Source organism: Leifsonia naganoensis, assembly GCF_013410615.1.
In the GTDB taxonomy this organism is placed as follows: Bacteria; Actinomycetota; Actinomycetes; order Actinomycetales; family Microbacteriaceae; genus Leifsonia; species Leifsonia aquatica.
The window spans coordinates 2,293,187-2,319,352 of record NZ_JACCHJ010000001.1; the positions used below are offsets into that span (position 1 = coordinate 2,293,187).

Consider the following 26,166-nt stretch of genomic DNA (forward strand, 5'->3'; position numbering starts at 1 on the left):
CTCGACGGCTCGTCGGGGTCAGTTCAGCGTGTTCACCACGCCGCCGATCACCAGCGAGACGGCGACCGTCCAGCCGACGATCGCGACGCCCTGCCAGATCAGGATGCGCGCCCGGCCGACGCCGGCCGCGGCGAGCATCGTCGCGGTGAACTGCGTGGGCAGCAGGAGCGGCCCGAGCAGGCTCACACCGGGCACGCCGTAGCGCTCGAACGCACGCTGGAACTTGGCCTTCCGTGGTGAGCTGGCCGGCGCGGGGTCGGTCTCGAGGTCCGGCTCGGCGCCGACGCCGTGGCCGGCGGCCACTGCGGTGGCCTGCTTCCGCGCGCGGCTGCGGGTCACGACGGCGCGGCGCGCGCCCGAGCCGAGGAGGACGAGCACGGCGACGCAGGCGAAGTTGCCGACGATCGCGGCGATGATCGCGATCGCGGGAGCGATCCCGCCGATGATCCCGATCGTCGCGGCTCCCTCGCCCTCGACGAAGGGGATGGCGCCGGCCGCGGCGACGATCAGCGGCTGGACGAGGTCCGGCACGTGCCCGACGAGGTCTTGGAGGGCGTCGACGAGGTTCATGGTGGTTGCTCCGATCGGTCGGTCGTGCGTGCTCCATCCGAGTCCATCGGTCGCGGGTGCGTGCCGGAAGTGTGCGAGCGTCACCGGTCTCCGGGCGTTCCGCTCGGGCGATCCGTGACATTCGTCACGCACCTACGATGAACGGGTGGGATACGGGGCAGAGGCAGCGGAGGCCGCCGGTGCTGCCGCCACGGCACGGATCGCACCGCGGCTCAGCCGAGGGGTGTCCGCGACCTGGTGGTACACCTTCGGCACGGTCGTCTTCTTCGTCGTCATGCTCGTGCTGTTCTGGGAGGCCGCCCTCGTCGGCGCAGGTTTCGACGCGGGGTCCGTGCTCGCCGCGGGTATCGCAGGGGTGGTGTGGATCGCCGCCACCGTCCCGATGCTGCTCGACTACCGGCGCAGGGACGAGGACGCAGTGCCGGTGCGCCGGCGGCGGGCGTTCGTCCCGCTCCTCGTCGCGCTCGCGTGCTCGCTCGTGCTGGGATACGCCACGGGGATCTGGGTCATCGCGGCGGTCCCGCTCGTCGAGGCGATCGTCCTGCTGAACTGGGGGCCGGGCATCCGTCTGCGGGTCGTGCTGGTGGTGACGGTCCTGCTCGCAGCGCTCTGGGCGATCGACGTCCGGTTCGGCATCCCGGCCGACGGCGGTTCGACCTGGTTCCTGCTCGGCTTCTACGCGGCCTCCCTGCCGGCGGTCACCATCCTGTCGCTGTGGTGGTGGGACGTGGTCCTCACCCTCGATCGCGCTCGCGCCGCGGAGGCGCGCTTGGCCGCCACCCAGGAGCGGTTGCGGGTCGCGACCGACGTCCACGATCTCCAGGGGCACCATCTGCAGGTCATCGCCCTCCAGCTGGAGCTCGCGGAGCGGCTGATGACGAGCGACCCGGAGGCGTCGCTCGCTCAGGTGCGTGCGGCGAGGTCGAGCGTCGACGAGGCGCGGCAGGGGACGAGGGACCTCGCGCTGCGCTTCCGCTCCGTCCCCCTGCGTGACGAGCTCGCGAACGCCGTCGACCTGCTGCGGGCGGCGGGTGTCGCCGCCGAGGCGACGGTCGACCGCGACGCCGATCTCGCGCCGGCCGCCGTCCTCGGACCGGTCATCCGCGAGGCGACCACTAACGCGCTGCGGCACGGCGGCGGACGGTGGGCGCTCCTCTCGCTGACCCGCGACGTGGATGCGTGGCGACTCGTGATCGAGAACGACGCCACGGATCGGGAGTCCTCCGGCGACGGCGGAGGGTCGGGACTGCCGGGGATCGCCCGCCGTGTCTCCGACGCAGGCGGCGCGCTGGCGGTCGAGCACCGAGCGCAGTCGTTCCGGCTGGTCGTGACCGTCCCGGTCGAGGAGGGCCGGGCATGATCCGCGTCCTGATCGCCGACGACGAGGGGATGATCCGCTCCGCCCTTGCGGCGCTGCTCCGGCTGGAGGCCGACATCGAGGTCGTCGCGGAGTGCTCCGACGGCGAGCAGGCCGTCGCCGAAGCGCTGCGCGTCGCGCCCGATGTCTGCCTGCTCGACCTCGAGATGCCGGGTCTCGACGGGGTGGAGGTCGCCGCTCGGCTGACGCGCGCCCTCCCGACCCGGTGCATCGTCATCACGCGCCACGCCCGCCCGGGGGTGCTCCGGCGCGCGCTGGCGGCGGGTGTCTCGGGCTTCGTGCCCAAGTCGCGTGATGCGGCGGAGGTCGCGGCGGTCATCCGCACGGTCGCGGCGGGCCGGCGGTATGTGGATCCGGAGGTCGCGGCCGACGCCCTGAGCGACGAGCGCTCCCCGCTCACCGACCGGGAACTGGACGTCCTGCGCGCGGGCCGGCGCGGCGAGACGACCGGTCAGATCGCCCGTGCGCTCTCACTGGCGCCGGGCACGGTACGCAACCATGTCTCCGCCGTGATCGGCAAGCTGTCGGTCAGCACCCGACAGCAGGCCGTCCTCATCGCCGAGGAGCGCGGCTGGATCTGACGGCCCTGGTCAGCCGGCGGCCGGCACGACGATGCGCCCCGCCGCGGCGGCCTCGCGGTACATCCAGACGGAGACCACGGCCAGCCAGGCCCAGGCGAGGATGACGACGACCGTCAGTGCGATCGTGGCGACGGCCGAGCCTCCCGACACCGCGATCGCCACGAAGCCGACGAGGAGCAGCGCGCCCACGATGATGCTCGTCGCGGAGGCCGGCACCGACGTCCTGCGCAGGCGCCGCGCCAGGGCGAACGACCAGACGGCGAAGGCCACGAACCCGAGCCCTCCGGCCAGCAGGTGCAGCATCCCGTGCACCGAGAAGCCCGCCCCCGTCGCATCGGGGAGGGCTGCCCCCGCCGCGATGAGCAGGATCCCGTAGACCAGGAGGAAGACCCAGGCGGTGCGCCCCGGCCCGCTCGGGAGGTGGCGGCGGTAACCGATCGCGGCCGCCGCGGTCATCAGCCCGGTGAGGACGAAGACGGTGATGTGCACCCAGCCCGCGCCGCCGAGGGAGAGCAGGCTCCAGCTGTCCGTCGCGAACGAGAAGCCGGGCGTCAGCAGGCCCTGCACGACCGAGCAGACGACGTAGAAGGGCCCGGCGATGACGCCGTAGCCCAGCAGGGATTTGGTGACCCGGGCTTCGGGTGTGCAGTCGATGCGGGAGGTGGATGATTCGCCCGGCACGGTGCGCGACATGGCCATCCAATCTGAACTGAACCGTTTAGTTTGATAAGGATAGGCTGGCGTCGACGACCGGGTCAAGGGAGGAGCGCACCGTGCGCGAGCGGAAGACGGCGGAGATCCTGACGGCCGCGCGCGAGTTGTTCCTGCGGGACGGCTTCGCCGGCACGACGATCGAGGCGATCGCAGCCTCCGCCGGAGTCTCCAAGGCGACGGTCTACAGCAACTTCGCCGACAAGGACGCGCTCTTCGTCGAGCTGCTGGAGGTCGTCACCGCCGAGGCCGGCGGCATCCTGCGGTCGGCGACGGCGGGCCTGGAGGGCGCCGGACCGGTGCGCGACCGGTTCCTGGCCGTCGCCGGGGTCCTCGTGCGGGGAGTGCTCCGGCCGGAGGTCGTCAGCCTGCGACGCCTGGCGATCTCGCAGGCCGGCCGGTTCCCGGAGGCGGCTGCCGGATACTGGCGGGCCGGCCCGGCCGCGACGATCGAGCTCCTCGCCGACCGGTTCCGGTCGCTGGCGGATGAGGGCGCGCTCGCCGCATCGGACCCCGTCCGCGCCGCGACGCAGTTCGCCTACGCGCTGGTCGGCCCGCTGCAGGACCGCCTGCTCCTCGACCCCGGCCACACGTTCACGGACGCCGACCTCGAGGCACACATCGCGGCGACGGTGGATGCGTTCCTGCGCGGGCACGCGGCCGCCGTCTGATCGATCTCCGCATCCGGTCGAGGAAGAGGCTCCCACCGCCTCTACTTCGTTGCGTTCGGGTGGTGAGTGTGAACCTGCTCCAGGTGCACGACCTGACCGTCCACGTAGAACCAGATGCGTGCGTCGCCTTTGAGGGTCGGCTTGTGCTGCCAGCGTTGGTGGACGGCGCCGTCGCGCGTGATGGTCCCCAGCGCACCCTTCAGCGGGTAGTTCGTCGGCGTCTCAGCCAGAGGGGTGCGGGTCAGAAAGTCCCACGCGTCGGCCGGCGGTCCGCGGATCGTGGCGCACAGGTCGGTCCAGCCGACCTGTGCCTGCCTGGTGGCGAACTCGATTCCGTACTCGCTGCGTTTGGTCGGCCGGGCGACCTTCTTCTCTCGCGCCACCTACGGCCGCTCGACGGGGCGGTCGGCGTCGAGCCAGTCGACCGATGCCGTGGAGAGCCCTGCAGCGATCGCGGTAGCGGTCTCGAGCCAGGAGTTCAGCTCGGCCACCGCGAGGTGCGCCTGCCCGGTGGAGAATGAAGCACGAGCCGCCCGGATGAGATCGCTCGCGCAGGTCTCGCGGTCCTCGGGGCTGAGGGCGAGCATCCACGGCAGGGCCTCGGACATGCGCTCCGCCAGCGTTCCTCGGGTGTCGGTGGCCACGCCGATGAGAGTCGCGGCGAGCTGAAGCAGTCCTTCGCGTGCGTCCGCCTCGCTCTTGGACATGAGGACGAGATCTTCTCCGTCGCGGCGCGTGACCTCGACCGGCTGATCCTCGGCAGCGGCGAAGACCCGGGTCGAGTTGCGGCTGAGTTCGGAGGACTGGAAGACCTGTTGTGGGCGGGCAGCGGTTAGCATCCCTCGATCATAGTTCAGAACTACTTCTGAATGCTGCGAATGGTGCGTACCCATGACATTCATCACCCCCACCTCCTGACACCCGCCCTGCGCGCCGGGCCGGCCGCGGCGGGAGGCTGAGAGCGTGAATCAGACACCCGCCATCCGCCTCGCCGGCCTGCGCAAGTCCTTCGGCTCGCTCACCGCCGTCGACGGCGTCGACCTCACCATCCGCCCCGGCGAGGTGGTCGCCCTGCTCGGCCCGAACGGGGCGGGCAAGTCGACGACCATCGACCTCGCCCTCGGCCTCGCGCGGCCCTCCGCGGGCACCGCCGAGCTGTTCGGCGCCGAGCCGATCCGTGCCATCCGGGAGGGCCGGGTCGGCGCCATGCTGCAGGGGGGCGCCCTGCTCCCCACCCTCACCGTCGCCGAGTGCGTCGCGCTCGTCGCCGCCGCGCACCGGCACCCGCTCAGCGTCGCCGAGGCGCTCGAGCGGGCGCGGTGCACCGAGATCGCCAAGCAGCGCGTCGCCAAGCTGTCCGGCGGCCAGATGCAGCGCGCCCGGTTCGCGGTCGCCGTCGTCTCCGACCCCGACCTGCTCTTCCTCGACGAGCCCACCGCCGCGATGGACGTGGAGGCCAGGCGCACCTTCTGGCAGTCGATGCGCGAGTTCACGGAGGAGGGCCGCACGGTCGTCTTCGCCACCCACTACCTCGACGAGGCCGACACCTACGCCGACCGGATCGTGATGCTCGCCCGTGGCCGCGTCGTCGCCGACGGCACGCCCGCCGAGGTCAAGGCGGTCGTCTCGGGCCGCCGTATCCGGGCCTCCGCCGACTTCGCCTGGACCCCGGCGGTGGAGGCCACGCTCGCTGCACTGCCCGGCGTGCGCAGCGTCGAGCACCGGGCCGGCCAGCTCGCCCTCGTCAGCGACGACTCCGACGCGACGCTCCGGGCGCTCCTCGCCACGCACGACGACATCCATGACATCGAAGTGACCGCGCACACGATGGACGAGGCCTTCCTCGCCCTCACCGAGGCGCACGAGACCGAAGGAGCGACGCGATGAGCATCGCCTATCTGGGGCGCGAGTCGCTCCGTCAGCTGAAGAACATGCGCTCGATGGTGTTCACCCTCGCGGTCCCGCTCGTGATGCTGATCGCGTTCGGCGGCACCTTCGGCGGACGAGGGCAGGTGGATGCGGTGACGCACCTGCCGTGGATCGTCGTCACCACCATCCAGGTCGCCGCGTACGGCGGCATGATGGCGGCCCTCTCGCAGGCGTTCGGGATCGTCACCGAGCGCTCGATCGGCTGGAACCGCCAGCTGCGGGTCACCCCGCTGTCGGGCACCGGCTACCTCGTCTCGAAGCTGATCGCGGCGCTCGCCCTCGCACTGGTGAGCATCGTCGTCATCATCGGGGTGTCGCTCGCGCTCTACCACCCGGAGCTGTCGGCCGGGAGCTGGCTGCTCGCCGCCCTCGGCATCTGGTGCGGCGTCATCCCGTTCGCGCTGCTCGGCATCCTGATCGGTCAGTTCGCCAAGCCCGAGTTCGCGCAGCCTCTCTTCATGGCGGTGTTCATGGGGATGGCCGTGCTCGGCGGGCTCTGGATCCCCCTCCAGATCTTCCCGGTGTGGGTCGCGAACGTGGCGAAGGCCGTCCCCTCGTACTGGCTCAACCGCGTCGGTCAGCTCGGCGCTCTGCAGAGCGGGGACGTCCTGACCCCGGCGCTGGTGCTGGCCGCCTGGACCGTCGCCCTCGGCGCCCTGATCGTCTGGCGCTACCGCCGCGACGCCGCGCGCGGCTGACCGGCCGCTGATTAGGGTAGGGACGTGTTCAGCAACGAGGTCGAGGAGCGCCGGCCGGCAGGGTTCCGCGCCCGGCTGACCCATCAGGCCGCACGGCGCTGGTATCCGGGCGCGCTGATCGGCCTGGTCTACCAGATCTCGGTCCTGGCCGGCCTCTGGACGTCCGACGGCTCCCTCGCCGAGAAGATCATCACGACGTTCCTCCTCGTGCTCGTCTACGCGGGCTTCCTCGCCCTCCCGCCCCTGCTCTGGTGGGAGGGCGAGCGCACGCGGATGCTCGCGATCGCCGGCTACTTCGCCCTGACGCTCCTCCTCATCCCCTCGCTCGGCGAGATCACCTGCTGGACCTGGGTCTACGTCGCCTGCGTGATCGGGATGGTCGTGGCGCGGCCCGTGCTCTCGACCGCTCTCATCGTGGCGCTGGGCGCGCTCCAGCTGGTGGCGTTCCTCCTGGCGGGAAGCTTCGAGGACTACTGGTTCATCGCCCTCGTCACCGTCTCGATCGGCATCATGATGAGCGCGTTCGCCCGCCAGATCGATGCCCTCCGCAAGCTCCGCAGCGCCCAGGGCGAGATCGCCCGGCTCGCGGTCATCGAGGAGCGGTCGCGGTTCTCGCGCGACATGCACGACGTGCTGGGGCACTCCCTCACCGTCGTCACCGTGAAGTCCGAACTCGCCCGCCGGCTCGTCCCCGTGGACCCGGCGCGGGCGGAGGCCGAGCTCGCGGACATCGAACGCCTCACCCGCTCCGCGCTGGCCGATCTGCGGGCGGCCGTGGCCGGCTACCGCGAGATGAGCATCTCGACCGAGCTCGCCGCAGCACAGGCCAGCCTGGCCGCAGCCGACATCACCGCGCACCTCCCGCGCAACGGCGAGGAGGTCGCGCCCGATCTGCGGGAGCTCTTCGGCTGGGTGCTGCGGGAGGGCGTGACCAACGTGATCCGCCACTCCGGCTCCCGCAACTGCTGGGTGACCGTCGGGAGCGACGCCCTCGCGATCGAGGACGACGGACTCGGTCCGGCGCCGGTCGGTTCGGTGCCGGCAGCTGCCGCGGTGCGCGGTTCCGGGCTGGCCGGGCTCGCCGAGCGCGCCCGCACGTCGGGGGCGACGGTCGAGATCGCGGCGGGGACGCGCGGCGGAACGTTGTTGACCGTCCGGAGGACCGCATGACCATCCGCCTGCTGCTCGCCGACGACCAGGCGCTCGTGCGCGGGGCGCTCGCCGCCCTGCTCGACCTCGAGCCGGACCTGGAGGTGGTGGCCCAGGTCGGCCGCGGAGACGACGTCGTCGACGCGGCCCGGGAGTCCGCCGCCGACGTCGCCCTGCTCGACGTCGAGATGCCCGGGCTCGACGGCATCCAGGCGGCCTCTGCCCTGCGCACGGCTCTGCCCACCTGCCGCTCCCTGATCGTCACGACCTTCGGGCGTCCCGGCTATCTGCGCCGGGCGATGGAGGCAGGGGCCTCGGGCTTCATCGTCAAGGACACGCCGTCGGGGCAGCTCGCTGACGCCGTGCGTCGGGTCGCCTCGGGTCTGCGCGTCGTCGACCCGACGCTCGCCGCCGAGTCGCTCGCGTCCGGCGTCTCACCGTTGACCTCGCGTGAGGCGGAGGTGCTGGCCCTGGCGGGGGACGGCGGCACGATCTCCGACATCGCGCGCCGACTGCACCTCAGCGAGGGGACGGTGCGCAATCACCTGTCGAGCGCGATCGGAAAGACCGCGGCGCGTAACCGCTCGGACGCGGTTCTGATCGCCACCCGGCAGGGGTGGTTGTAGGGGCGGGACTCGTCAGGCGCGCTTCGGCGTCTCGGTCTCTTCGTCCTCGTAGCCGTCGCCGGATTCCTCCGGCTCGTAGTCCGCCCACGCGGCGTATTGGTCGTCCTCGTGGTGTGAATGTCCGGTCAGCTCGCGCTCGAGCGCGTCGTAGTTGACCGTCGGACTGAACGACTTCAACTCACGAGCGATCTTGGTGTGCTTTGCCTTTTGACGGCCGCGCCCCATGCGTGACCCCCTTTTGGTCCCAGCCCGGGGGCTGGGCTCCCGGGGATCCGAACAGAAACAATAAAAACTAGCATCGAGTTTAGCATGCAGGTCCCTATGGACCCGGAGTATGCGCACAGCCGGACATGATGGGATGACAGCGTGACCACGAGCAGGACCGAGACCCAGGTCGTCGTGATCGGTGCGGGCCAGGCGGGGCTCGCAGTGGCCTACTATCTGCGGCGGTTCGAGCTCGTCCCCGGCGAGGATTTCGTCCTGTTCGACCGGGGTCCGTACACGGGCGGCGCGTGGCAGCACCGCTGGGATGCGCTGAAGCTCGGCAGCGCCCATCACGTCAACGATCTGCCCGGGATGGCGGAGGTCGGGCTCAGCTTCGAGACCGCCGACCGCTCCCTTCCCGCCAAGGACATCGTCGCCGGCTACTACCGCCGTTACGAGGAGCACTTCGGCCTCCGGGTGGAGCGACCGGTCGCCGTCTCCAGCGTCTTCAACCGGGGAGCGGACCTCGTGGTGGGGCATTCGCAGGGCGAGACCGTCACGCGCGTCGTCGTCAACGCCTCCGGCACCTGGGGTGCACCCTTCATCCCGTGGTACCCCGGGATGAACACATTCTCCGGACGGCATGTGCACACCTCGAACTACGTGTCGGCCGAGGAGTTCGCCGGGCAGTCGGTCGTCGTGGTCGGCGGCGGCACGAGCGCGATCGGCTTCCTGCTCGAGCTGGAGGGCGTCGCCGGTGAGCTGGCGTGGGCGACCCGGCGCCCCGTCGACTTCCGTGACGAATCCGAGCTCACGATCGAGGGCGGCGTCGCCGCCGTGCAGCAGCAAGATGCTGCAGCCCGCGCCGGTGCGGCGCTGCCGAGCATCGTCAGCGGGACCGGTGTGCCCCGCACCCGCCGCATCGCCGCCGGCATCGAGCGGGGGCTCCTCGTCGAGCGCCCGATGTTCACCGCCATCGAGCCGGACGGCGTGCGCTGGAGCGACGGGTCGTTCACCCGCGCGGACGCCATCGTCTGGGCGACCGGGTTCCGTCCCGAGCTGCGGCACCTCGCGCCGCTCAAGCTGCGCGAGAAGGCGGGCGGCCTGACCGTCGCCTCGGGTGCCTCCTGGCAGGACAGTCGCATCTTCCTCGCCGGCTACGGCCCCCAGGCGAGCACCATCGGCGCCAACCGCGCCGGCCGCGTCATCGCCCGCCAGATCATGGCCCAGCTGTAGCCTCCCGCGCGCCCCCCGTGCCCCCCCCGAATCTCGCGAGGGGTGAGTTGTTGTGGGTATTTCGCGTGGATACCCGCAACAAGTCACCTCTCGCGAGAAGCGCGCGGGCTCCCGGGAGGCCGGCCGGCGCACGCAGAAGAGGCCGGACGCAGGCTGCGTCCGGCCTCTTCTGGCGTCATGGCCCGGTCAGGGCACGTCGACGTCGCGCGTCTCGCCGGCGAAGCGCAGGCCGCGCACGTGAGTGTTGGCCGCGGCGGGAGCCGGGTCGACGTCGAAACGTCCGGCGGGTGCGTCGGCGCGCAGCCCGAGGCGGGCGCTGAGCACGGCGACGGCAGCGGCGGCGGACCACGCCTGCGGACGGCAGGCGGCCGGGTACGGGATGGGCGCGGCCGTCTGCTCCGCGCTGTCACCGGAGTGCAGCTCGGGCATGCGGTAGCCGAACCCGTCGGCGGCGGCGAGCAGGCCGTCGGAGAGCTGCTCCGCCTCGGCGGCGAAGCCCTCGCGGGCGAGGCCGGTGATGACGATCGCGGTGTCGTGGGCCCAGACGCTGCCGCCGTGGTAGCTCAGCGGCCAGTAGCCGCCGGCCGCGCTGGACATCGTACGGAGCCCGTAGCCGGAGGAGAGTTCGGGCGACGCCAGACGGCGGGCGATCAGCTCGGCCTGACCGGGCTCCAGGATGCCGGTGCCGAGCAGGTGGCCGATGTTGCTGGTCACGGAGTCGACCGCCCGCTTCGACGCGTCGAGCGCGATCGCCGGGTAGGCGCCGGCCGGGTCGTCGATCCAGAAGGAGGCGGCGAACCGTGCCTTGAGGGCGGCGGCCCAGTCGCGCCACTCCTCGGCGCCGTCGCGACCGAACGCCTCCAGCAGGGCGGCGCCGCCGATCGCGGCCTCGTAGGCGTAGCCCTGCACCTCGCAGAGCGCGATCGGACCGTCGGCGAGGGTGCCGTCGTTCCACTGGATCGAGTCGCCCGAGTCCTTCCAGCCCTGGTTCGCGAGGCCGTGGCCGGTGGTGTCGACGTACTCGAGGAACCCGTCGCCGTCGCTGTCGCCGTGGTCGCGCATCCAGAGCAGCGCGGCTTCGAGCGCGGGGAGGAGCGCCTCGACCTCGTCGGCCGGCATGCCCCAGCGCCACGCGTCGTGGAGCAGCGAGATCCAGAGCGCGGTCGCGTCGACCGTGCCGTAGTAGAGCGGGGGCAGCACGACGCCCTCGCCCGGGATGGTCAGCGCCGACGGACGCAGCTCGTGCATGATCTTGCCCGGCTGCTCGGCCGTCGCGCCCACGGTCTCGGTGCCCTGGAGCGCGGCGAGCACGCGCAGGGTGGAGGCGGCGAGATCCGTGCCGAGCGGGAGGAGCATCCGCGCCGCCCAGATGGAGTCGCGGCCGAAGAGGGTGAAGAACCACGGGGCGCCGGCGGCGAGGAACACGTCGTCCGGACGGGCGGTGGTCGTCATCCGCAGCGACTGCAGGTCGGCGAGGGCGCGCTCCAGCCAGGAGGCCAGGCGCGAGTCGCCGGTGGAGGCGCTGAAGGCCGCCCAATCGGCGGAGGGACCGGCGCCCGCGACGACGGCGGTCGGGTCGTCGACGTCGATCTCCCAGGTGAGGGTCGCGGCGCCGTTGCCGGCGACGTCGACATCCCACGACAGCGTCGCCGCGGCCGCGTCGGACTCGACGCGCGCTCCGTCGGCGCGGAGGACGGCCGTGACGGGGCCGGACGTGAAGGTGACCGTGGAGCCGTCGACGGAGGTCTCGACCGGGTGCTCGGCGCCGGCGAGACCGGCCTTGACCACCTGCATCGGGCTGAAGTCGCCGTGGACGGCGACGGACACGGTGGTGGAGATCGGCTCGCGGAGCGCGTTGCGGACCACGATGGTCTCGCGCAGCACGCCGGCACGCACCTCGCGGGTGCGCTCGACGCGGACACGGGGGTCGGCCGTCGAGTCGTCGAGACCGCGAGCGAGGGAGGTGAAGACGGCCGTCGCGGCGTCGGGGCCGGCGGTCGCGATGTGCTCGAGCGTTGAACCGGCGACCGTGAGGCCGATGCGGTCGAGGACGCGCAGATCGGAGTGGAAGAACCCGTGGATGCCGACGCCGTCCACGTCGCCGTCGGCGGTGGACCAGGCCTGGCTGGGCGCGGTCAGGACCACGACGCTGTCGTGCAGCAGGGGTTGGAGCGGGTGGGTCATCGTGGCTGTCGCGCCTCCTCGATAGGGGGTGTGAATGTGGATCGGTCGGAACGGTCGGTGGGTTCGTGGCGGAGGACGCGCGGTGTCACGCGCGTCTCCGTGATGGAGTCGCCGGTGCGGTGCAGGCGCCAGGCCGTGGCACCGTCGCGCTCCGCGACGACGTCGACGAGCTGTCGGCCGCGATAGACGAGGCCGACTCCCTCCTCGAGGGCGTACCCGTCGGCGAGGGTGCCTTCGGCGATGGCCGCGAGATGCGCGGGCCGGCGTTTCGGGTCGGAGTCCCAGTGCACGCCGAGCGAGCCGGGCAGCAGGGCCAGACCGTCCGGCACGGCGCTGATGTCCGGGCCGTACGAGGCTGTGGTGCCGCCCTCGTGCCAGCACAGGGCGCCGGCGGATCCTCCCGCCAGCACGACGCCCGCCTCCCACGCCTCCGCGAGGAGCCGGTCCAGGCCGTGCGCGCGCCAGACGGCGAGCAGGTTGACGAGGCTGCCCCCGCTGACCCAGACGACGTCCTGGCTGAGCAGGTGCTCGCGGAGGTTCGAGATGTTGGGGTGCGGGAAGAACCGCACGTGGCTCGCCTCGACTCCCGCGACGCGGGCAGCCTCCAGCTCGGCGCCCTCGATGTGCCGCTGGTCGCCGCCTGCGGTGTTGATGTGGGTGACACGCGGCGCTCGGCCGCTCACCTCGGCGAGCTCGATGGCGTGGTGCAGGAGCGGACCATAGACGGAGTCGGTCCAGTCGCCGCCGTTGAGCCCGCCGCAGGTCGCGACGATCGTGGGTGCGGCGGCGGTCACTCCTTCACCGCCCCCTCGCTCGAGTTCATGATGCGGCGCTGGAAGATGAAGAACATGATGGCCACGGGGATGGTCATGAGCGCGGCGGCCGCGAGCTTGAGCGGGAACTGGTTGCCCTGACTGAGCTGGCCGCTGGCGAGGCCGGCGACGCCCTTGGTCAGCGTGGTGAGCGCCGGGTCCTGCGTGGAGACGATGAAGTGCGCCAGTTCGTTCCACGAGCCCTGGAACAACAGGATGATGATCGTGATGAGCGCGGGCCGCGCCATCGGCAGCACGATCGACCAGAACACCCGGAAGGTGCTGGCGCCGTCGATGCGGGCCTGCTCCTCCACGCTGGCGGGGATCGACTCGAAGAAGTTCTTCATGATGAAGACACCGGCCGCGTCCGTCAGCAGCGGCAGGATCATGCCGGCGTAGGAGTCGTAGATCCCGAGCTGGTTGATCACGAGGAACTTGGGGATCAGCAGCACGACCATCGGCACCGACATGACCGCGACCAGGGCCGCGAAGATGACGCCGCGTCCGCGGAAGTGCAGCCGGGCGAGGGCGTACCCCGCCAGCGAGTTGAAGAACACGCGCCCGAGGGTCACGAAGATCGTCACGATCGCCGAGTTGGTGAACCAGGTGGGGAAGTCGGAGCTGAGGAAGAGCTTCGTGTAGGCCGCGGTCGTCCAGACCTGCGGGATGAGGGAGACGGGGTGGGCCGTGGCGTCGGCGTCGGTCTTGAACGACGTCGCGAGCTGGATGAGGAACGGCAGGATGTACACGACCGCGAGGATGACGAGGATCGCGTAGCTGACCGACGTCGCGGCGATCGTGCCGTTGGACCGGCGACGGGGCGGTCGCGCGGCGGGCGCGGCGGTCGCCTTCTCGGCGCCGGACGGCGCGGAGGACAGTGTCGCGGTCATCGCTTCGGCTCCTTCTCCGCTGCTGCGGCGGTCGCGGCAGCGGGCACGGCGGTGCTCGCCGCGATGGCGGGCTGGTAGAGGCGCATCCGGCGCTTCGAGACCGCGCGTTCGCGCAGCACCCAGCGCTGGAAGATCGTGAACAGCACGATGATGACGAACAGGATGAACGCGATCGCCGCGCCCTGTCCCCAGTTCTGATCGACGAACGAGGTCTTGTACGACTGGTAGGCCGGGGTCAGCGTGGTCTTGCCCGGAGCGCCCTTGGTGCCGGTGTAGATCTGGTCGAAGACCTGCCAGCAGCCGATGAGCCCGAGGGTCAGCACGGTGAAGAGGGTCGGGCGCAGCTGCGGGAGGGTGATGCGCCAGAACCGCTGCCACCCGTTCGCGCCGTCCATCATGGCGGCCTCGGTGATGTCGCCGCCCAGGTTCTGGAGGGCTGCGATGAAGAGGAGCATGAAGGTGCCGCTCGTGGTGAAGACGGCCATGATGATGTACGCCGTCATGGCGACCGACGGGCCGCCCAGCCAGTCCCACCAGGAGACGCCGAGCAGGGTGTTCTGCGTGAGGGCGCCCGGGCCCTGCGTCACGCCGAAGATGCCGAGGAAGTTGTGGACGATGCCGTCGGGGTCGTTGAACCAGTTCGGTCCGTTGATCCCGATCCAGGAGAGCATCTGGTTGACCGCACCGGTGGTGCTGAAGAGGAAGAGCCACAGCACCGTGATGGCCACCGAGCTGGTGACGGAGGGGAAGTAGAAGGCGGTGCGGAAGAACCCGCGTCCGCGGAGCACCGCCCGGTTGACGAGGACCGCGAGGCCGAGGGCGACGGCGGTCTGGATCGGCACGACGAGGACCACGTACCAGGCGTTGTTCTTCAGCGAGATGCCGAAGTCCTGCTCGGCCAGGCCGCCGCCCGCGAGGATCGACGTGTAGTTCTTGAGTCCGATGAAGTTGACGTCGGAGGAGAAGGGGCTGCCCCGGCCTCCCCAGTCGGAGAAGCTCACCCACAGTGCCATGAGCACCGGGACGACGAGGAACACGCCGAGCAGGATGATGACCGGGGCGGTGAACAACCACCCCGAGGCGGCCTCGCCGCGCCGGATTCCGGAACGGCGAGACCGACTCGTGGTTTGCGACATGGGAGGGTTCGCTCCTACTTCAGCAGTGCTTCGAGGTTCTTCTGGGTCGCGTCCAGGATGGCCTTCGGGTCACCCGTGGCCAGCGACTCCAGCTTGCTGTTGAGGTCGGTGACGACGTCGGCCGAGCCCTTCGCGGTCGGCACGCCCTTGGCGTAGTCGGCGGCGGAGAGGAACGGGACGAGCGCCGGGTTGGCCGACTTCCACTCGTCGGCGGCCGACTTGATCGACGGCATGGGACCGAAAGCCTCCGAGAAGGCGAGCTGGTCGTCCTTGCTGGTCAGCTTCTCGACGAGCTTGAGCGCGGCGGCCTGGTTGGGGCTGTCGGCGGCGATGCCCCAGCAGTTGGTGAACTGCAGGGTGCCCTGGCCGGCGGGGCCGGCCGGAAGCTCGGCGACGGTGTACTTGACGTCCGGGTAGTCGGCCTTCAGGCCACCGGTGATCCAGTTGCCCTCGATGGTCATGGCCGCGAGGCCCTTGCCGAACGCCTCGCCGCCCCAGCCCGCGCCGAGGTCCTTGGCGTACTTGAGCTCGCCGCCGTTGAGGAGCGTCTTCACGTAGTCGAGCGCCTTCACGTTGGCGTCGCTGTTCGCGGTCGCCTTCGTGGAGTCGTCGTTCATCAGGTTGCCGCCGGCCTGGACCATGAAGGAGCCGATGCGGGCGTACTCACCGGAGATGCCGAGGCCGACGTGGTCGGCGGTGGTCAGCTTCTTGCTGACGGACTCGAGCTGGTCCCAGGTCTTCGGGATGTCGGCGTCGGTCAGGCCGGCCGCGCTCCACATGTCGTTGTTGATGATGAGCTGCAGGGTCGAGAAGTCCTTCGGGGCACAGTAGAACTTGCCGTCGTAGGTGAAGGACTTGACCAGGCTGGGGTAGAAGTCGTCCTTGTTGCTGAGCTGGTCGCCGTAGGCGAGGAGCGAGCCGTTGGACGCGTAGCCGGCGAGGGCGTCGGTCGACAGGTAGAACACGTCGGCCGGCTTCTTCGCCGCGAAGCCCTGCGAGAGCTGCTGGTTGAGGTCCGTGGCGGCGACGACGGAGGCCTTGGTGCCCGAGCTCTTCGACCAGTCCGAGACGGCCGACTTGACCGCGTTCGTCTCGGAGTCGCCCGACGAGCCGATCATGACCGTGAGGGCCTTGTCGGACGACGTGAGCTTGCCCGAGTCGCTGCTGCTGCTCCCGCTGAAGCCGGAGCCGCAGGCCGTCAGCGCCAGGGCGGTCGCGACGGCGACGGCGCCGCTCGCGATCCACCTGTTGGTGTTCTTGCGCATGTGTTTCTCTCCTTGGTGTGAGCGTGCCCGAACGGTCGGGCGCGCAGAGGGTGGGGTCGGGAAAGTGTGGAGGGATCAGGTCGGGGCGGACGCTGTGGAGCGGGCCGTGCACGCTCCCGGGGCCTCGACGACAGTAGACCAGCGGGCCGATGAGGAGGCTGCCGGAAGACGACGACGGAGGGGTGAAGGGACGCTGCGCTTCGATGCGGGCATCCGACCTCCTCTGGTCCGTCGTGCTGCGGTTCATGGATCGATCCGTGATCTTGAACGATCAAATCGCGACGTGCTAGCTTCACGTTTGAACGATCAAATCGGATTGCAGTCACCATAACCATGGGCTTCCCGGCCTGTCAAGCGGCCGGACGGTAGGGTCGGTTCAGCCGCGATCGAGCCGGGAGGAGGCCGCCATGGGTGCACAGCCCACCGTCAGCGATGTCGCCGACGCCGCCGGCGTCTCCCGCCAGACCGTCTCCAACGTGCTGAACGCGCCCGAGCTGGTCCGTCCGGCCACGCGGGAGCGCGTGCAGGACGCGATCGGGCGCCTCGGCTACCGTCCCCACGCGTCGGCCCGCCGGCTGCGCACGCAGAAGAGCTCGACGATCGGCATCCGGCTCGACCCCATCACGCAGGACGGCATCTCGGGCAGCATCCTCGACCGCTTCCTCCATTCGTTCACCGAGCAGGCCGACCGCAAGGGTCTGCGCGTGCTGCTCTTCACGGCGGACGGCCCGGACGACGAGATCGCCCAGTTCCGCCGGCTGTCCGACGCGGCCGACGTCGACGGCTTCGTGCTCACCTCCACATTCCACGGCGATCCGCGCACCGAGTGGCTGATCGAGCACGGTCAGTCGTTCGTGACCTTCGGCCGGCCGTGGGGGATCGACGACATGACCGACCCGCAGCACCTCTGGGTCGACGTGGACGGCCGCTCCGGCCTGCGCGATGCGACCGCCCATCTGCTCGCCGCCGGCGCCCGCCGGATCGCCTTCCTCGGCTGGCCCAGCGGATCCGGCACCGGCGACGACCGCCGCGAGGGATGGCTCGAGGCCATGCGGGCGGCCGGGCAGGTGCCCGAGTCCGACCTCCCGGGGCTGCAGGCGGTCGCGGAGGACGGCGTCACCTTCGGCGCCGAGGCCATGCGCCGGTTGCAGGCCACCGCCGGGCCGGACGGCATCGACGCGGTCGTCTGCACCTCCGACTCGCTGGCCCTCGGTGCTCTGACCGTCGTCGGGAGCCGCATCCCCGTGATCGGCTACGACAACACCCCGGTGGCCGCCTCCCTCGGCTACTCGAGCGTGGAGCAGCCGCTCGATGCCGTCGCCGCCGGCGTGCTCGAACTGCTCACCGGAGCCCACGGCGGTCGCGTGCGTGCGGACGACGGCGTCACCGACCCGCGGCACCGGCTCGTCGCTCCGCGCCTGGTCGTGCGCGGGGGACCCGCCCTCATCGCCCCGCGCTGAAACAGCACCGCGCTGAAGCAGCACCCCGCTGAAACACCGGCGTAACGAACGGCGGCGACAATGGAGTCATGTCTCCACAAGAGTCGCTGCAGGATGCGTCACGAGCGCTCCGCCTCCCGATCACCGTGTCCATCACGCGCCGCGTCGACGGCAGCCGCCTGCCCGAGGTCACCCGCTGGGTCCAGTCCGGCGTCAACCTCGCGAACACGTACGAGGGGTTCCTCGGCTCGGGCTGGGTGCGTGCTCACGCCGACTCCGACGAGTGGCACATGCTCTACCGCTTCGCCGACGCGGGGACGCTCGAGGCGTGGGAGGCCTCCGACGACCGCGCGACGTGGCTCTACGACGGCCGCGAGCTGGTCGAGGTCTCGCGGGTGGAGCGGCGCACCGGCATCGAGGGCTGGTTCGACGTCCCGCAGCCGGGCGTCCCCGCCGCGCCGCCGCGCTGGAAGCAGGCGGTGACCATCTGGCTCGGGTTCTTCCCGCTGTCCCTGCTCTTCACCTGGCTGACCGTCACGTTCGTGCCGGGCTGGCACTCGCTGTGGCCGCTGGCGACCGTGCTCATCAGCACGCTCTGCCTCACGCCGACCATGACATACCTCCTGCTGCCGTTCGTCACCCGGTTGCTGCAGCCCTGGCTCCGTCGCTGATCGCCGCCTCCCGGGAGTTGTCCGGATCCTTGCGGACCGTGGCGAAAGCATGTCGCATATCGAACTTCTACAGTCCGTAGAATTCAAGCGTGCGGTAACCACCGCACGCGACGACGCGGCGGGATGGCCGCCGCCGGAAGGATTCATCGTGACCGTGGCAACAGAGACGCGATCGGCAACTTCGACCTGGGCCACCCGGCTCGTGCGGCCGGTGGGGATCCTCGCCGTCGTCGCCGGACTGGTCATGGTGATCGCGGGCGGAGTGGTCTGGGGTGTGGTCAGCAGCCAGCTCCAGGCGCAGAAGATCACCGTGAGCGAGGATGCGGCCGCGTTCGGCGGGCAGACCGTCGCCGGGCCGTTCACCGCCCTCGCGCAGGCCGACATCATCAACACACACGCGGAGAAGCTGTCGGGCGGCAAGACCTACGCCGAGCTCGAGCAGGACGACCCGCTGCGCCCGATGGTGATGAACGCATCCTTCCTCCGGGCCTCGCTGTTCACGTCGGTGGTCTCGTTCGGCGTGGCGGCCTTCGCCATGGGAGCGGGCGTGATCATCGCGCTGCTGGGCTGCGCCATCTGGCTCATCGCCCCGCGCCGCCGCAGCACCGCGACCGCGTCGGCGGTGTAGCACGGGAGGGATCGGTTCAGCGTCGATCCGGAGACGGCGCCGCGTGACGCGCGAGCGGTGGACGGAGCTCAAGAGAGCCACCCGCCTGCGGCTCGCCGCCCGAGCGGCGCGATAGGCCGAAGGGGCGGTACGTCGACACACGTACCGCCCCTTCCGCCTGTACGGAAGGCCGGTGCCCTGGCCCTCCCCGACTCGAACCCCGACCCGACCCTGAGTGCACCCTGATTCCTCGGCGCTGGGGTTGCGGTGGTCGCAACTCGCGATATATCGTGACTCTGTCAACATCGCGATATATCGCGAGTCACCGAAACATCATCGCCGCGTGGCAGCGGCGTACAGGAGAGGTCAGGAACATGGCACAGGAGAAGTGGCTGGTCCAGCCCGGCGAGAGCCGCACGATCGACGTGGAGCTGGTCCGCACCCTCAAGATCGGCTTCATCGGCGGGCAGATCGACGTCATCGCGCACGACGAGCCCGGCGCACGCGTCGAGGTGCACTCGGTGCAGGGTCGGGATCTGAAGATCACGATCGACGGCGACCGGCTGGAGATCGACCACCCGCAGCTGCGCTGGGACAACTTCATCGAGGTCTTCAAGTCCATGAGGTCGAACGCCAAAGCGGACGTGAGCGTGCTGGTGCCGCGCGACGTCGCCCTCAAGTTCGGGGTCGTCTCGGCGACGGCGCTGATCTCGGGTCTGCACACGGATGCCCGCCTCAGCACGGTCTCCGGCGATGTCGTCGCCGACGGGCTGGTGGGGGACATCGAGCTCAACTCGGTCAGCGGCGAGCTGTCGGTGCGCGACCACTCCGGCCGCATCAACGCGCACACCGTCTCGGGCGACGTGACCGTCAGCGGTTCGATCCGCAAGCTCGCGGTGGACGGCGTCTCGGGCGACGTGATGGCCGACATCTCCGGCACTCCGGACGAGATCGCGATCAACACGGTCTCCGGCGACTCGACCATCCGCATCCCCGAGGCCATCGGCGCGCGCTACCGGGCGAACACGGTCTCGGGACGCGTGCAGCTCGACAACGTGGTGATCGTCGGGTCCGTCGGAAAGGGGTACACCGGCACGGCCGGCTCGCTCGACGGCTCCTGGGTCGACATCAACGTGAACTCCGTCTCGGGCGCCGTCTCGGTGCTGCGCGGTCCGAGCGCTTCGCAGGAGGGCGCTCGCCAGGGCGGCGAGGGGGAGTCGGCGTGACCCCCGTCTTCGCCCACGGCAGCCTCCGCCTGTACCTCCTCAGCCTGCTCGACGAGTCCCCCAAGCACGGCTACGAGCTGATCCAGGCGCTGAGCGACCGCTTCGGGGGCACGTACACGCCCAGCGCGGGCACGATCTACCCCCGGCTCGCCAAGCTCGAGGAGGAGGGCCTCGTCACCAAGCAGGCCGACGGCCGCAAGACGGTCTACGCCATCACTGAGGCCGGCCGCCGCGAGCTCGCGGAGCGCCAGCACGAGCTCGACGCGATCGAGGACGAGGTGACCGATTCGGTGCGCCGGCTCGCCGACGAGGTGCGCGCGGGCGTCGACGACGCCATGCGCACGCTGCGGGCCGAGCTGGCCTCGGCCGCACGCGAGAGCCGGCGGGACGCCACGCGCTTCGATCCCCGGCGGGAGGCGCGCGACGCGGCCCGGGAGGCGTCTCGCGACGCTCGGGCGGCGGCCTCGTCGGCGATCCGCGAGGCCGATGTCGCGATCAACGACTTCCGCCAGCAGCTCCGCACGGAGCTGCGGCTGCAGGCGTCGCGCGGAACCTTGCCGGAGGACGTCGTCACGCTCCTGAAGGACGAGCTGGTGCGCGTGCGCCGCTCCGTCCTGGAGGCGCTCGGGCGACGCTGACGGGATGAGCCATGTCGTCGCTGCGGTTCTACCTGCGCACGGCGCCGCCCGCGGAGACGGCGCCCCGGACGGGATGCACAGCAACTCCCGGCGAACGTTCTGAGAGTCTTCAGAGAGAGGCTCCGAGCCCCGTTCCGCCGCGTCATTCCGCGGATGTGGAGGGGTTGTGGATGCGAAGGCCGAGCCTTGCAGAAACGCAACTGGCCACCCCCTCGACGCGCCGACTTGACAGGGTATTGGCAGCGAGTAGTGTCGTCCCTCGTGACAAATGAGGGGAGATCCCCGAAGCGCTGGTTGATCGGCGACCCGCTTCCGAGTGAAAAGCTCGAAGGACAGCTGCTCCCGAAGCACCTCGCCCTACCCATCTTCGCCTCCGACGCCCTGTCGAGCGTGGCCTACGCCCCGCAGGAGCTGCTGATGATCCTGCTGCTCGGTGGGCTCGCGTTCCTGAGCTTCGCCCCGTGGGTCGCGGCGGCCGTCGTCGTCCTGCTCGTCACGGTCGTCCTCAGCTACCGTCAGCTGGTCAAGGCGTACCCCTCCGGCGGTGGTGACTACGAGGTCGCCCACAAGAACCTCGGCGAGAAGGCCGGCCTCATCGTCGCCTCGGCCCTGCTGGTGGACTACGTGCTCACCGTGGCCGTATCGGTCGCGTCCGGCGTGGACAACGTGATCTCCGCCCTCCCGTTCCTCGCGCCGTGGCGGGTCGAACTGGCGGTTCTCTGCGTCATCCTCATCGCCGCGGTCAACCTGCGCGGTGTGCGCGAGTCGAGCAAGGCGTTCGCCCTGCCGACCTACATCTTCATCGGCAGCGTCTTCCTGATGATCGTGACGGCGCTGATCCGCACGGTCTTCGGCGATGCGCCCGTCGCCGAGTCGGCCGGGTACCAGGTGCACGCCAGCAGCCTCACGCAGGCCGCGATGGTGCTGCTGCTGCTCCGCGCGTTCTCCAGCGGCTGCTCGGCCCTGACCGGTGTGGAGGCCGTCGCCAACGGCGTCCCCGCGTTCCGCACCCCGAAGATCCGCAACGCCCGCGTCACGCTCGGCCTGATGGGCGGCATCGCGATCGTCCTGTTCGCCGGCCTGACCGCCACCGCGCTGATCAGCGGCGTGCACTACGCCGAGAATCCCTGCGACCTCCAGGGCTGGGCCCAGTGCGCGACGTCGCCGCAGCGCAGCCTCATCGCGCAGATCGCCGCCGCGACCTTCGGCAACAACACCTTCTTCTTCTTCCTCATCCAGGCCGCGACCGCGATCGTCCTGCTGCTGGCGGCGAACACCGCCTTCAACGGGTTCCCGCTGCTCGGCTCGGTGCTCGCCCGCGACTCCTACGCCCCCAAGGCGCTCAACACCCGCGGCGACCGCCTCGTCTACTCGAACGGCATGATCGTCCTGGCGCTCGCCGCGACCGCGCTGCTGCTCGTCTACCAGGCGAACCTCACCCAGCTCATCCAGCTCTACATCATCGGCGTCTTCGTGTCGTTCACGCTCGGCCAGTCCGGGATGGTGAAGCACTGGATCACGCTGCTCAAGGAGGGCGGGCAGACCGGTCGCGAGCGCAGCAGCATCGTGCGCTCGCTCTGCATCAACGCCTTCGGCGCCTGCCTGACCGCGATCGTGCTCATCGTCGTGACGATCACGAAGTTCACCCACGGCGCGTACCTCGTCTTCATCTTCATGCCGATCCTGTGGTTCCTCATGCTCGGTGTGAACCGGTACTACCGCGACGTCGAGAAGGAGATCGAGGTCGACCCGATCACGACCTTCGGCTCCGTCGGCGACCACGCCATCGTGCTGGTCGGCAAGATGCAGAAGCCGGCCCTCAAGGCCCTCGACTACGCGATCGCGGCGCGGCACGACTCGATCGAGGCCATCCACGTCTCCATCGAGGAGGAGGCGACCGAGGAGCTGCAGAAGCAGTGGATCGAGCAGAACATCCACGTCCCGCTCACGATCATCGAGTCGCCCTACCGCGAATTCGGCGTTCCGCTCATCAAGTACCTCAAGCACCGACGCGAGGAGCACGGCTCCGAGGTCACGACGGTCTATCTGCCGCAGTACATCGTCGGCCACTGGTGGGAGGGCATCCTCCACAACCACCGCGCCCGGCGCCTCGCCAAGCAGCTGATGCTCTGCCACGGCGTCACGGTCGCGCTCGTCCCGTGGCTGCTCGACTCCTCGTCGCTCATCTACGGCCGCCGATCCCGCCCGCTGCCCGGTCAGGACCGCCGCGGCGAGCCCGTGCGCGCGATCGCCCGCCGGCCGCTGGTGCCGGCGTCGAAGCCGCACGCGCGCATCCACATCCACTCCACTCCGCTCGCCGTCGGCCAGCCCGACAACTCCGTCCCGGATGTGCCGGACGTCGTGGGCGAGACGACGGGCGAGACGTTGCCGACGCCTCCGGAGACCCCCGCGCCCACCAAGCGCTGAGCCTTCCGCGCTCTGTACACTGTGTCGGTCCCGGTCTGAGAACTCGGACGTCGTGTCGAGGCGATCCGCGCGGATGGCGCGTAGGGTCGCAAGAGGGCCTGACGCCATTCATCGCAGAAGAGGAGTGCCATGAGCTACGCCGTGACCAATCCCGCCACCGGCGAGACCGTGAAGACTTTCGAGCCCATCGGCGACGCCGAGCTCGAGGCCGCGATCACCGCCGCCAGCGACGCCTACCGCGGCTGGTCGAAGTCGTCCACCGTCGAGGAGCGCGCCGCCCTCATCCGCCGCGTCGGAGAGCTGCACGTGGAGCGCCGCCAGGAGCTGGCCGACATCATCGTCCGCGAGATGGGCAAGCCGGTCGAGCAGGCGCTCGGCGAGGTGGACTTCGCCGGTGCGATCTACGAGTACTACGCCGACCACGCGTCGGAGTTCCTGGAGGACGAGCCGATCACGCTGCTCGACGGCGAGGGCACCGCGGTCGTGCGGCGCTCGGCGCTGGGCGTGCTGCTCGGCATCATGCCGTGGAACTTCCCGTACTACCAGGTGGCCCGCTTCGCCGGACCCAACCTGGTGATCGGCAACACCATCCTGCTCAAGCACGCGGAGCAGTGCCCGGAGTCGGCCGCGGCGATCGAGAAGATCTTCCTCGACGCGGGCTTCCCCGTCGGCGCGTACGTGAACATCTACGCCGGCCACGACCAGATCGAGAAGGTCATCGCCGACCGCCGCGTGCAGGGCGTCTCCCTCACCGGCTCGGAGCGCGCGGGTGCGGCCGTCGCCGAGATCGCCGGCCGCAACCTGAAGAAGGTCGTGCTGGAGCTCGGCGGGTCCGACCCGTTCATCCTGCTGTCCACCGACGACCTCGACGGAACCGTGCAGAACGCGGTCGACGCCCGCCTCGACAACAGCGGCCAGTCCTGCAATGCGGCCAAGCGCTTCATCGTCGCCGACGATCTGTACGAGTCGTTCCTCGAGAAGTTCACCGCCAAGCTCGCCGAGGTGGAGGCCACCGACCCGACCAGCGAGGAGTCGGCCCTCGGCCCGCTCTCGTCGCTGCGCGCGGCGGAGAACCTCGAGGACCAGGTCAACCGCGCGGTCGAGAACGGCGCCACCCTGGTCCGTGGAGGCGGCCGTAACGGCGCCTTCTTCGAGACCACCGTGCTCACCGGCGTCACCCCGGAGAACCCGGCCTCGCAGGAGGAGTTCTTCGGACCGGTCGCGCAGGTGTTCCGCGCGAAGGACGAGGCCGACGCGGTCCGCATCGCCAACGACACCCCGTTCGGGCTGGGCTCGTACCTCTTCACGACCGACGAGGAGCAGGCGCACCGCGTCGCCGACCAGATCGAGGCCGGCATGGTCTTCGTGAACCTCGTCCTCGCCGACGGCGCCGAGCTGCCCTTCGGCGGCGTGAAGCGCTCCGGCTCCGGCCGTGAGCTCGGCCGCTTCGGCGCCGACGAGTTCGTCAACAAGAAGCTCATCCGCATCGGCTGATCCCGCTGCGCACGACGGCCGTCCCGGACCTCCGGGGCGGCCGTCCTGCGTCGATCCCCTTCCGGGCGACGACTCATATCGGGCAGTATGAGATCGCTGAAGTCACCCGGGGAGGGGCGGAACGTGATCAGGAGCAGCTCGCGTCGGCGTGGGCGCCGATTCCGGACGATGATCGGTGCGGCGGCGGTCGCGATCGGCGTGGTCGTCGCCGTCGGCACCGCGCCCGCTCAGGCATCGACTCACACGGCCGACCGGGCGGTGGAGATGACGCCCGAGCTGCGCGACCGCATCCAGGAGAAGATCGCGTCCTTCCAGGCGAAGTACGGCATCGCCGGGATGTCCGTCGCCGTCGTGACACCGGCCCCCGGAGGTGCCGAACCGGTGGTCACCCGATTCGCCGTCGGGGTTCCGACGCTGGGGTCCGCGACGCCGGTGGATTCGTCGACGCAGTTCGAGATCGGGTCCGAGACGAAGATCTTCACCACCGACCTCCTGACCTCCCTCGTCGCCGCCGGGCGGGTGTCGCTCGACGACCCGGTGCAGAAGTACGCACCGGCCGGGATCACCGTGCCGGTGTGGACCGACCCGCAGTCCGGCGCCACGACGGAGATCACGCTCCGCGATCTGGCCACACATCAGGCAGGCCTTCCCGACTCGCCCGAGAACTACTGGGAGCCGTGCCACAACGACCCCGCCTGCATCAATCCCCAGCCGGACTACACGCAGAGGATGCTGTGGCGGGGCCTGGCGGACAACCCCCTGCTGTGGCAGCCCGGCACCAACTGGCTCTATTCGAACTTCGGGTTCGGCCTCCTCGGTACGATCCTCGCGAACGTGATCGCGCCGACCCCGGAGACCGACCCGCCCGCGTACCTGCCCGCGCTGCAGGGCGCGTTCCTCGACGACCTGGGGATGTCCTCGACCCTGCTCGGGACCGGACCGACCATCGCGACGCCGTACGCGTCCGACAACACCCCCACCTTCTACTGGGACGACACCAACGCCCTCGCCGGAGAAGGCGGGCTCGTCTCCGACGCCGACGACATGGCGACCTGGGTCGAGGCGCACCTCGGCTATCGTTCTGCGGGCGCACCGCTCGGCGTGCGGACGATGACGGACACCCTCCGTCCCGTCAGCACCATCACCACCATGTGCTCGGAGCCGGATCCCGCGTCGTGTCAGCCGGTCACGGATTTCCAGATGGGACTCGGCTGGCAGCTGTACCCCGCGGCCTCGAACGGCATGGGCACGGACTGGGCGTTCAAGAACGGCGGAACGGCCGGGTTCAGCACCGACACCACGCTCGCCCCGAGCCGCGGAGTGGGCGTCACCACGATGTGGAACCAGGGGCGTCCGCAGGGCGTCGACAGCGAGCCCGGCATCGAGCTGCTCTCGCTGATCCTGAACTTCGAGCCGCGACCGGACCATGTCCCCGGCGACGGCGATCACGGCGACCACCGCGACGGTCGCACGCACGTCCTGGCCGAGAGCGGATCGAGCGGGTCGGCACCGCTCCTCGCCGGTTTCGGCGGAGGGATGCTCGTGATCGCCGGCGGCATCCTCGTTGTGCGGCGTCGAAAGCACGGCGCCGCCTCCCGGTAACCGCGGCGACGTTCGCCACGAC

Annotated in this window: 26 protein-coding genes; 16 read left to right on the forward strand and 10 right to left on the reverse strand. The window is 70.4% G+C overall.

Annotated elements, in window-relative coordinates; all coding sequences use genetic code 11:
* Positions 1-18: 18 nt before the first annotated feature.
* Positions 19-570, reverse strand: a complete 552-nt coding sequence (locus tag HNR14_RS11125) for a small multidrug efflux protein (RefSeq protein WP_179701095.1) — start codon at positions 568-570, stop codon at positions 19-21.
* 145 nt (positions 571-715) lie between these two features.
* Here HNR14_RS11125 and HNR14_RS11130 point away from each other — a divergent pair, with 145 nt between their 5' ends.
* Both HNR14_RS11130 and HNR14_RS11135 read left to right on the forward strand, forming a co-directional pair.
* Entirely contained in the window at positions 716-1,930 is a 1,215-nt protein-coding gene (locus HNR14_RS11130; RefSeq protein WP_343064465.1) for a sensor histidine kinase, read from the forward strand.
* Entirely contained in the window at positions 1,927-2,529 is a 603-nt protein-coding gene (locus HNR14_RS11135; protein WP_179701096.1) for a response regulator transcription factor, read from the forward strand. Before HNR14_RS11130 ends, HNR14_RS11135 begins: the two co-directional genes overlap by 4 nt.
* Before the next feature lie 9 nt (positions 2,530-2,538).
* Here the strand turns inward: HNR14_RS11135 and HNR14_RS11140 are convergent, their stop codons facing one another.
* Positions 2,539-3,222 carry a DUF998 domain-containing protein gene (locus tag HNR14_RS11140; RefSeq protein WP_179701097.1) on the reverse strand — a complete coding sequence of 228 codons (684 nt, stop codon included), beginning with the start codon at positions 3,220-3,222 and terminating at the stop codon, positions 2,539-2,541.
* A gap of 80 nt (positions 3,223-3,302) precedes the next feature.
* On the opposite strand from HNR14_RS11140, the gene HNR14_RS11145 reads away from it, so the two are divergent.
* The gene (locus HNR14_RS11145; protein ID WP_179701098.1) at positions 3,303-3,911 is read left to right on the forward strand and encodes a TetR/AcrR family transcriptional regulator C-terminal domain-containing protein; all 609 of its coding nucleotides are present in this window, start codon (positions 3,303-3,305) and stop codon (positions 3,909-3,911) included.
* A gap of 41 nt (positions 3,912-3,952) precedes the next feature.
* Here HNR14_RS11145 and HNR14_RS11150 read toward each other — a convergent pair whose 3' ends face one another.
* Positions 3,953-4,294, reverse strand: a complete 342-nt coding sequence (locus HNR14_RS11150; protein WP_179701099.1) for a hypothetical protein — start codon at positions 4,292-4,294, stop codon at positions 3,953-3,955.
* Positions 4,295-4,750, reverse strand: a complete 456-nt coding sequence (locus HNR14_RS11155; protein WP_179701100.1) for a prevent-host-death protein — start codon at positions 4,748-4,750, stop codon at positions 4,295-4,297.
* Between the two features lie 124 nt (positions 4,751-4,874).
* On the opposite strand from HNR14_RS11155, the gene HNR14_RS11160 reads away from it, so the two are divergent.
* Genes HNR14_RS11160 through HNR14_RS11175 form a run of 4 tightly spaced genes read left to right on the forward strand, consistent with a single transcriptional unit; the run spans position 4,875 to position 8,313 of the window.
* Positions 4,875-5,798, forward strand: coding sequence for an ATP-binding cassette domain-containing protein (locus HNR14_RS11160; protein ID WP_179701101.1), 924 nt, complete (start codon positions 4,875-4,877; stop codon positions 5,796-5,798).
* A complete protein-coding gene (locus HNR14_RS11165; protein WP_179701102.1) occupies positions 5,795-6,538 on the forward strand; it encodes an ABC transporter permease in 744 nt (247 codons plus the stop codon). Before HNR14_RS11160 ends, HNR14_RS11165 begins: the two co-directional genes overlap by 4 nt.
* Positions 6,539-6,562: 24 nt before the next feature.
* Positions 6,563-7,708, forward strand: a complete 1,146-nt coding sequence (locus tag HNR14_RS11170) for a histidine kinase (protein WP_179701103.1) — start codon at positions 6,563-6,565, stop codon at positions 7,706-7,708.
* Positions 7,705-8,313: a response regulator transcription factor gene (locus tag HNR14_RS11175; protein ID WP_179701104.1), complete on the forward strand. Its 609-nt coding sequence runs from the start codon at positions 7,705-7,707 to the stop codon at positions 8,311-8,313. Before HNR14_RS11170 ends, HNR14_RS11175 begins: the two co-directional genes overlap by 4 nt.
* Positions 8,314-8,325: 12 nt before the next feature.
* Here the strand turns inward: HNR14_RS11175 and HNR14_RS11180 are convergent, their stop codons facing one another.
* A complete protein-coding gene (locus HNR14_RS11180; protein ID WP_021762602.1) occupies positions 8,326-8,538 on the reverse strand; it encodes a DUF3073 domain-containing protein in 213 nt (70 codons plus the stop codon).
* A 141-nt stretch (positions 8,539-8,679) separates the two neighbouring features.
* Between HNR14_RS11180 and HNR14_RS11185 the strand changes: the two genes are divergently transcribed.
* Positions 8,680-9,753 carry an NAD(P)-binding domain-containing protein gene (locus HNR14_RS11185; protein ID WP_179701105.1) on the forward strand — a complete coding sequence of 358 codons (1,074 nt, stop codon included), beginning with the start codon at positions 8,680-8,682 and terminating at the stop codon, positions 9,751-9,753.
* A 186-nt stretch (positions 9,754-9,939) separates the two neighbouring features.
* Here the strand turns inward: HNR14_RS11185 and HNR14_RS11190 are convergent, their stop codons facing one another.
* The 5 genes from HNR14_RS11190 to HNR14_RS11210 are packed head-to-tail and all read right to left on the reverse strand — an operon-like array spanning position 9,940 to position 16,040.
* On the reverse strand, positions 9,940-11,937 hold the full coding sequence (locus HNR14_RS11190; RefSeq protein WP_179701106.1) for a glycogen debranching N-terminal domain-containing protein: 1,998 nt from the start codon (positions 11,935-11,937) through the stop codon (positions 9,940-9,942).
* On the reverse strand, positions 11,934-12,731 hold the full coding sequence (locus HNR14_RS11195) for a Type 1 glutamine amidotransferase-like domain-containing protein (protein WP_179701107.1): 798 nt from the start codon (positions 12,729-12,731) through the stop codon (positions 11,934-11,936). The genes HNR14_RS11190 and HNR14_RS11195 overlap by 4 nt, the downstream gene beginning before the upstream one ends.
* Entirely contained in the window at positions 12,728-13,639 is a 912-nt protein-coding gene (locus HNR14_RS11200) for a carbohydrate ABC transporter permease (RefSeq protein ID WP_179701108.1), read from the reverse strand. Before HNR14_RS11200 ends, HNR14_RS11195 begins: the two co-directional genes overlap by 4 nt.
* The gene (locus HNR14_RS11205) at positions 13,636-14,775 is read right to left on the reverse strand and encodes a carbohydrate ABC transporter permease (RefSeq protein WP_179701109.1); all 1,140 of its coding nucleotides are present in this window, start codon (positions 14,773-14,775) and stop codon (positions 13,636-13,638) included. The genes HNR14_RS11200 and HNR14_RS11205 overlap by 4 nt, the downstream gene beginning before the upstream one ends.
* 14 nt (positions 14,776-14,789) lie before the next feature.
* Complete coding sequence (locus tag HNR14_RS11210; RefSeq protein ID WP_021763315.1) at positions 14,790-16,040, reverse strand: sugar ABC transporter substrate-binding protein; 1,251 nt, start codon at positions 16,038-16,040, stop codon at positions 14,790-14,792.
* A 407-nt stretch (positions 16,041-16,447) separates the two neighbouring features.
* Here HNR14_RS11210 and HNR14_RS11215 point away from each other — a divergent pair, with 407 nt between their 5' ends.
* The 8 genes from HNR14_RS11215 to HNR14_RS11250 all read left to right on the forward strand — a co-directional run bounded on the left by HNR14_RS11215 (position 16,448) and on the right by HNR14_RS11250 (position 26,144).
* Positions 16,448-17,500, forward strand: a complete 1,053-nt coding sequence (locus HNR14_RS11215) for a LacI family DNA-binding transcriptional regulator (RefSeq protein WP_179701110.1) — start codon at positions 16,448-16,450, stop codon at positions 17,498-17,500.
* 68 nt (positions 17,501-17,568) lie between these two features.
* Positions 17,569-18,150, forward strand: a complete 582-nt coding sequence (locus HNR14_RS11220) for an antibiotic biosynthesis monooxygenase (RefSeq protein WP_179701111.1) — start codon at positions 17,569-17,571, stop codon at positions 18,148-18,150.
* A gap of 148 nt (positions 18,151-18,298) precedes the next feature.
* Positions 18,299-18,778, forward strand: a complete 480-nt coding sequence (locus HNR14_RS11225) for an aromatic ring-opening dioxygenase LigA (protein ID WP_343064466.1) — start codon at positions 18,299-18,301, stop codon at positions 18,776-18,778.
* A 353-nt stretch (positions 18,779-19,131) separates the two neighbouring features.
* Positions 19,132-19,983 (forward strand): DUF4097 family beta strand repeat-containing protein, encoded by an 852-nt coding sequence (locus HNR14_RS11230; RefSeq protein ID WP_179701112.1) that lies wholly within the window; start codon positions 19,132-19,134, stop codon positions 19,981-19,983.
* The gene (locus HNR14_RS11235) at positions 19,980-20,621 is read left to right on the forward strand and encodes a helix-turn-helix transcriptional regulator (RefSeq protein WP_179701113.1); all 642 of its coding nucleotides are present in this window, start codon (positions 19,980-19,982) and stop codon (positions 20,619-20,621) included. Before HNR14_RS11230 ends, HNR14_RS11235 begins: the two co-directional genes overlap by 4 nt.
* A 294-nt stretch (positions 20,622-20,915) precedes the next feature.
* Positions 20,916-23,048 carry an APC family permease gene (locus HNR14_RS11240; RefSeq protein ID WP_246311812.1) on the forward strand — a complete coding sequence of 711 codons (2,133 nt, stop codon included), beginning with the start codon at positions 20,916-20,918 and terminating at the stop codon, positions 23,046-23,048.
* A gap of 129 nt (positions 23,049-23,177) precedes the next feature.
* On the forward strand, positions 23,178-24,542 hold the full coding sequence (locus tag HNR14_RS11245) for an NAD-dependent succinate-semialdehyde dehydrogenase (RefSeq protein WP_179701114.1): 1,365 nt from the start codon (positions 23,178-23,180) through the stop codon (positions 24,540-24,542).
* A gap of 123 nt (positions 24,543-24,665) precedes the next feature.
* Entirely contained in the window at positions 24,666-26,144 is a 1,479-nt protein-coding gene (locus HNR14_RS11250) for a serine hydrolase (protein ID WP_179701115.1), read from the forward strand.
* Positions 26,145-26,166: the final 22 nt, after the last annotated feature.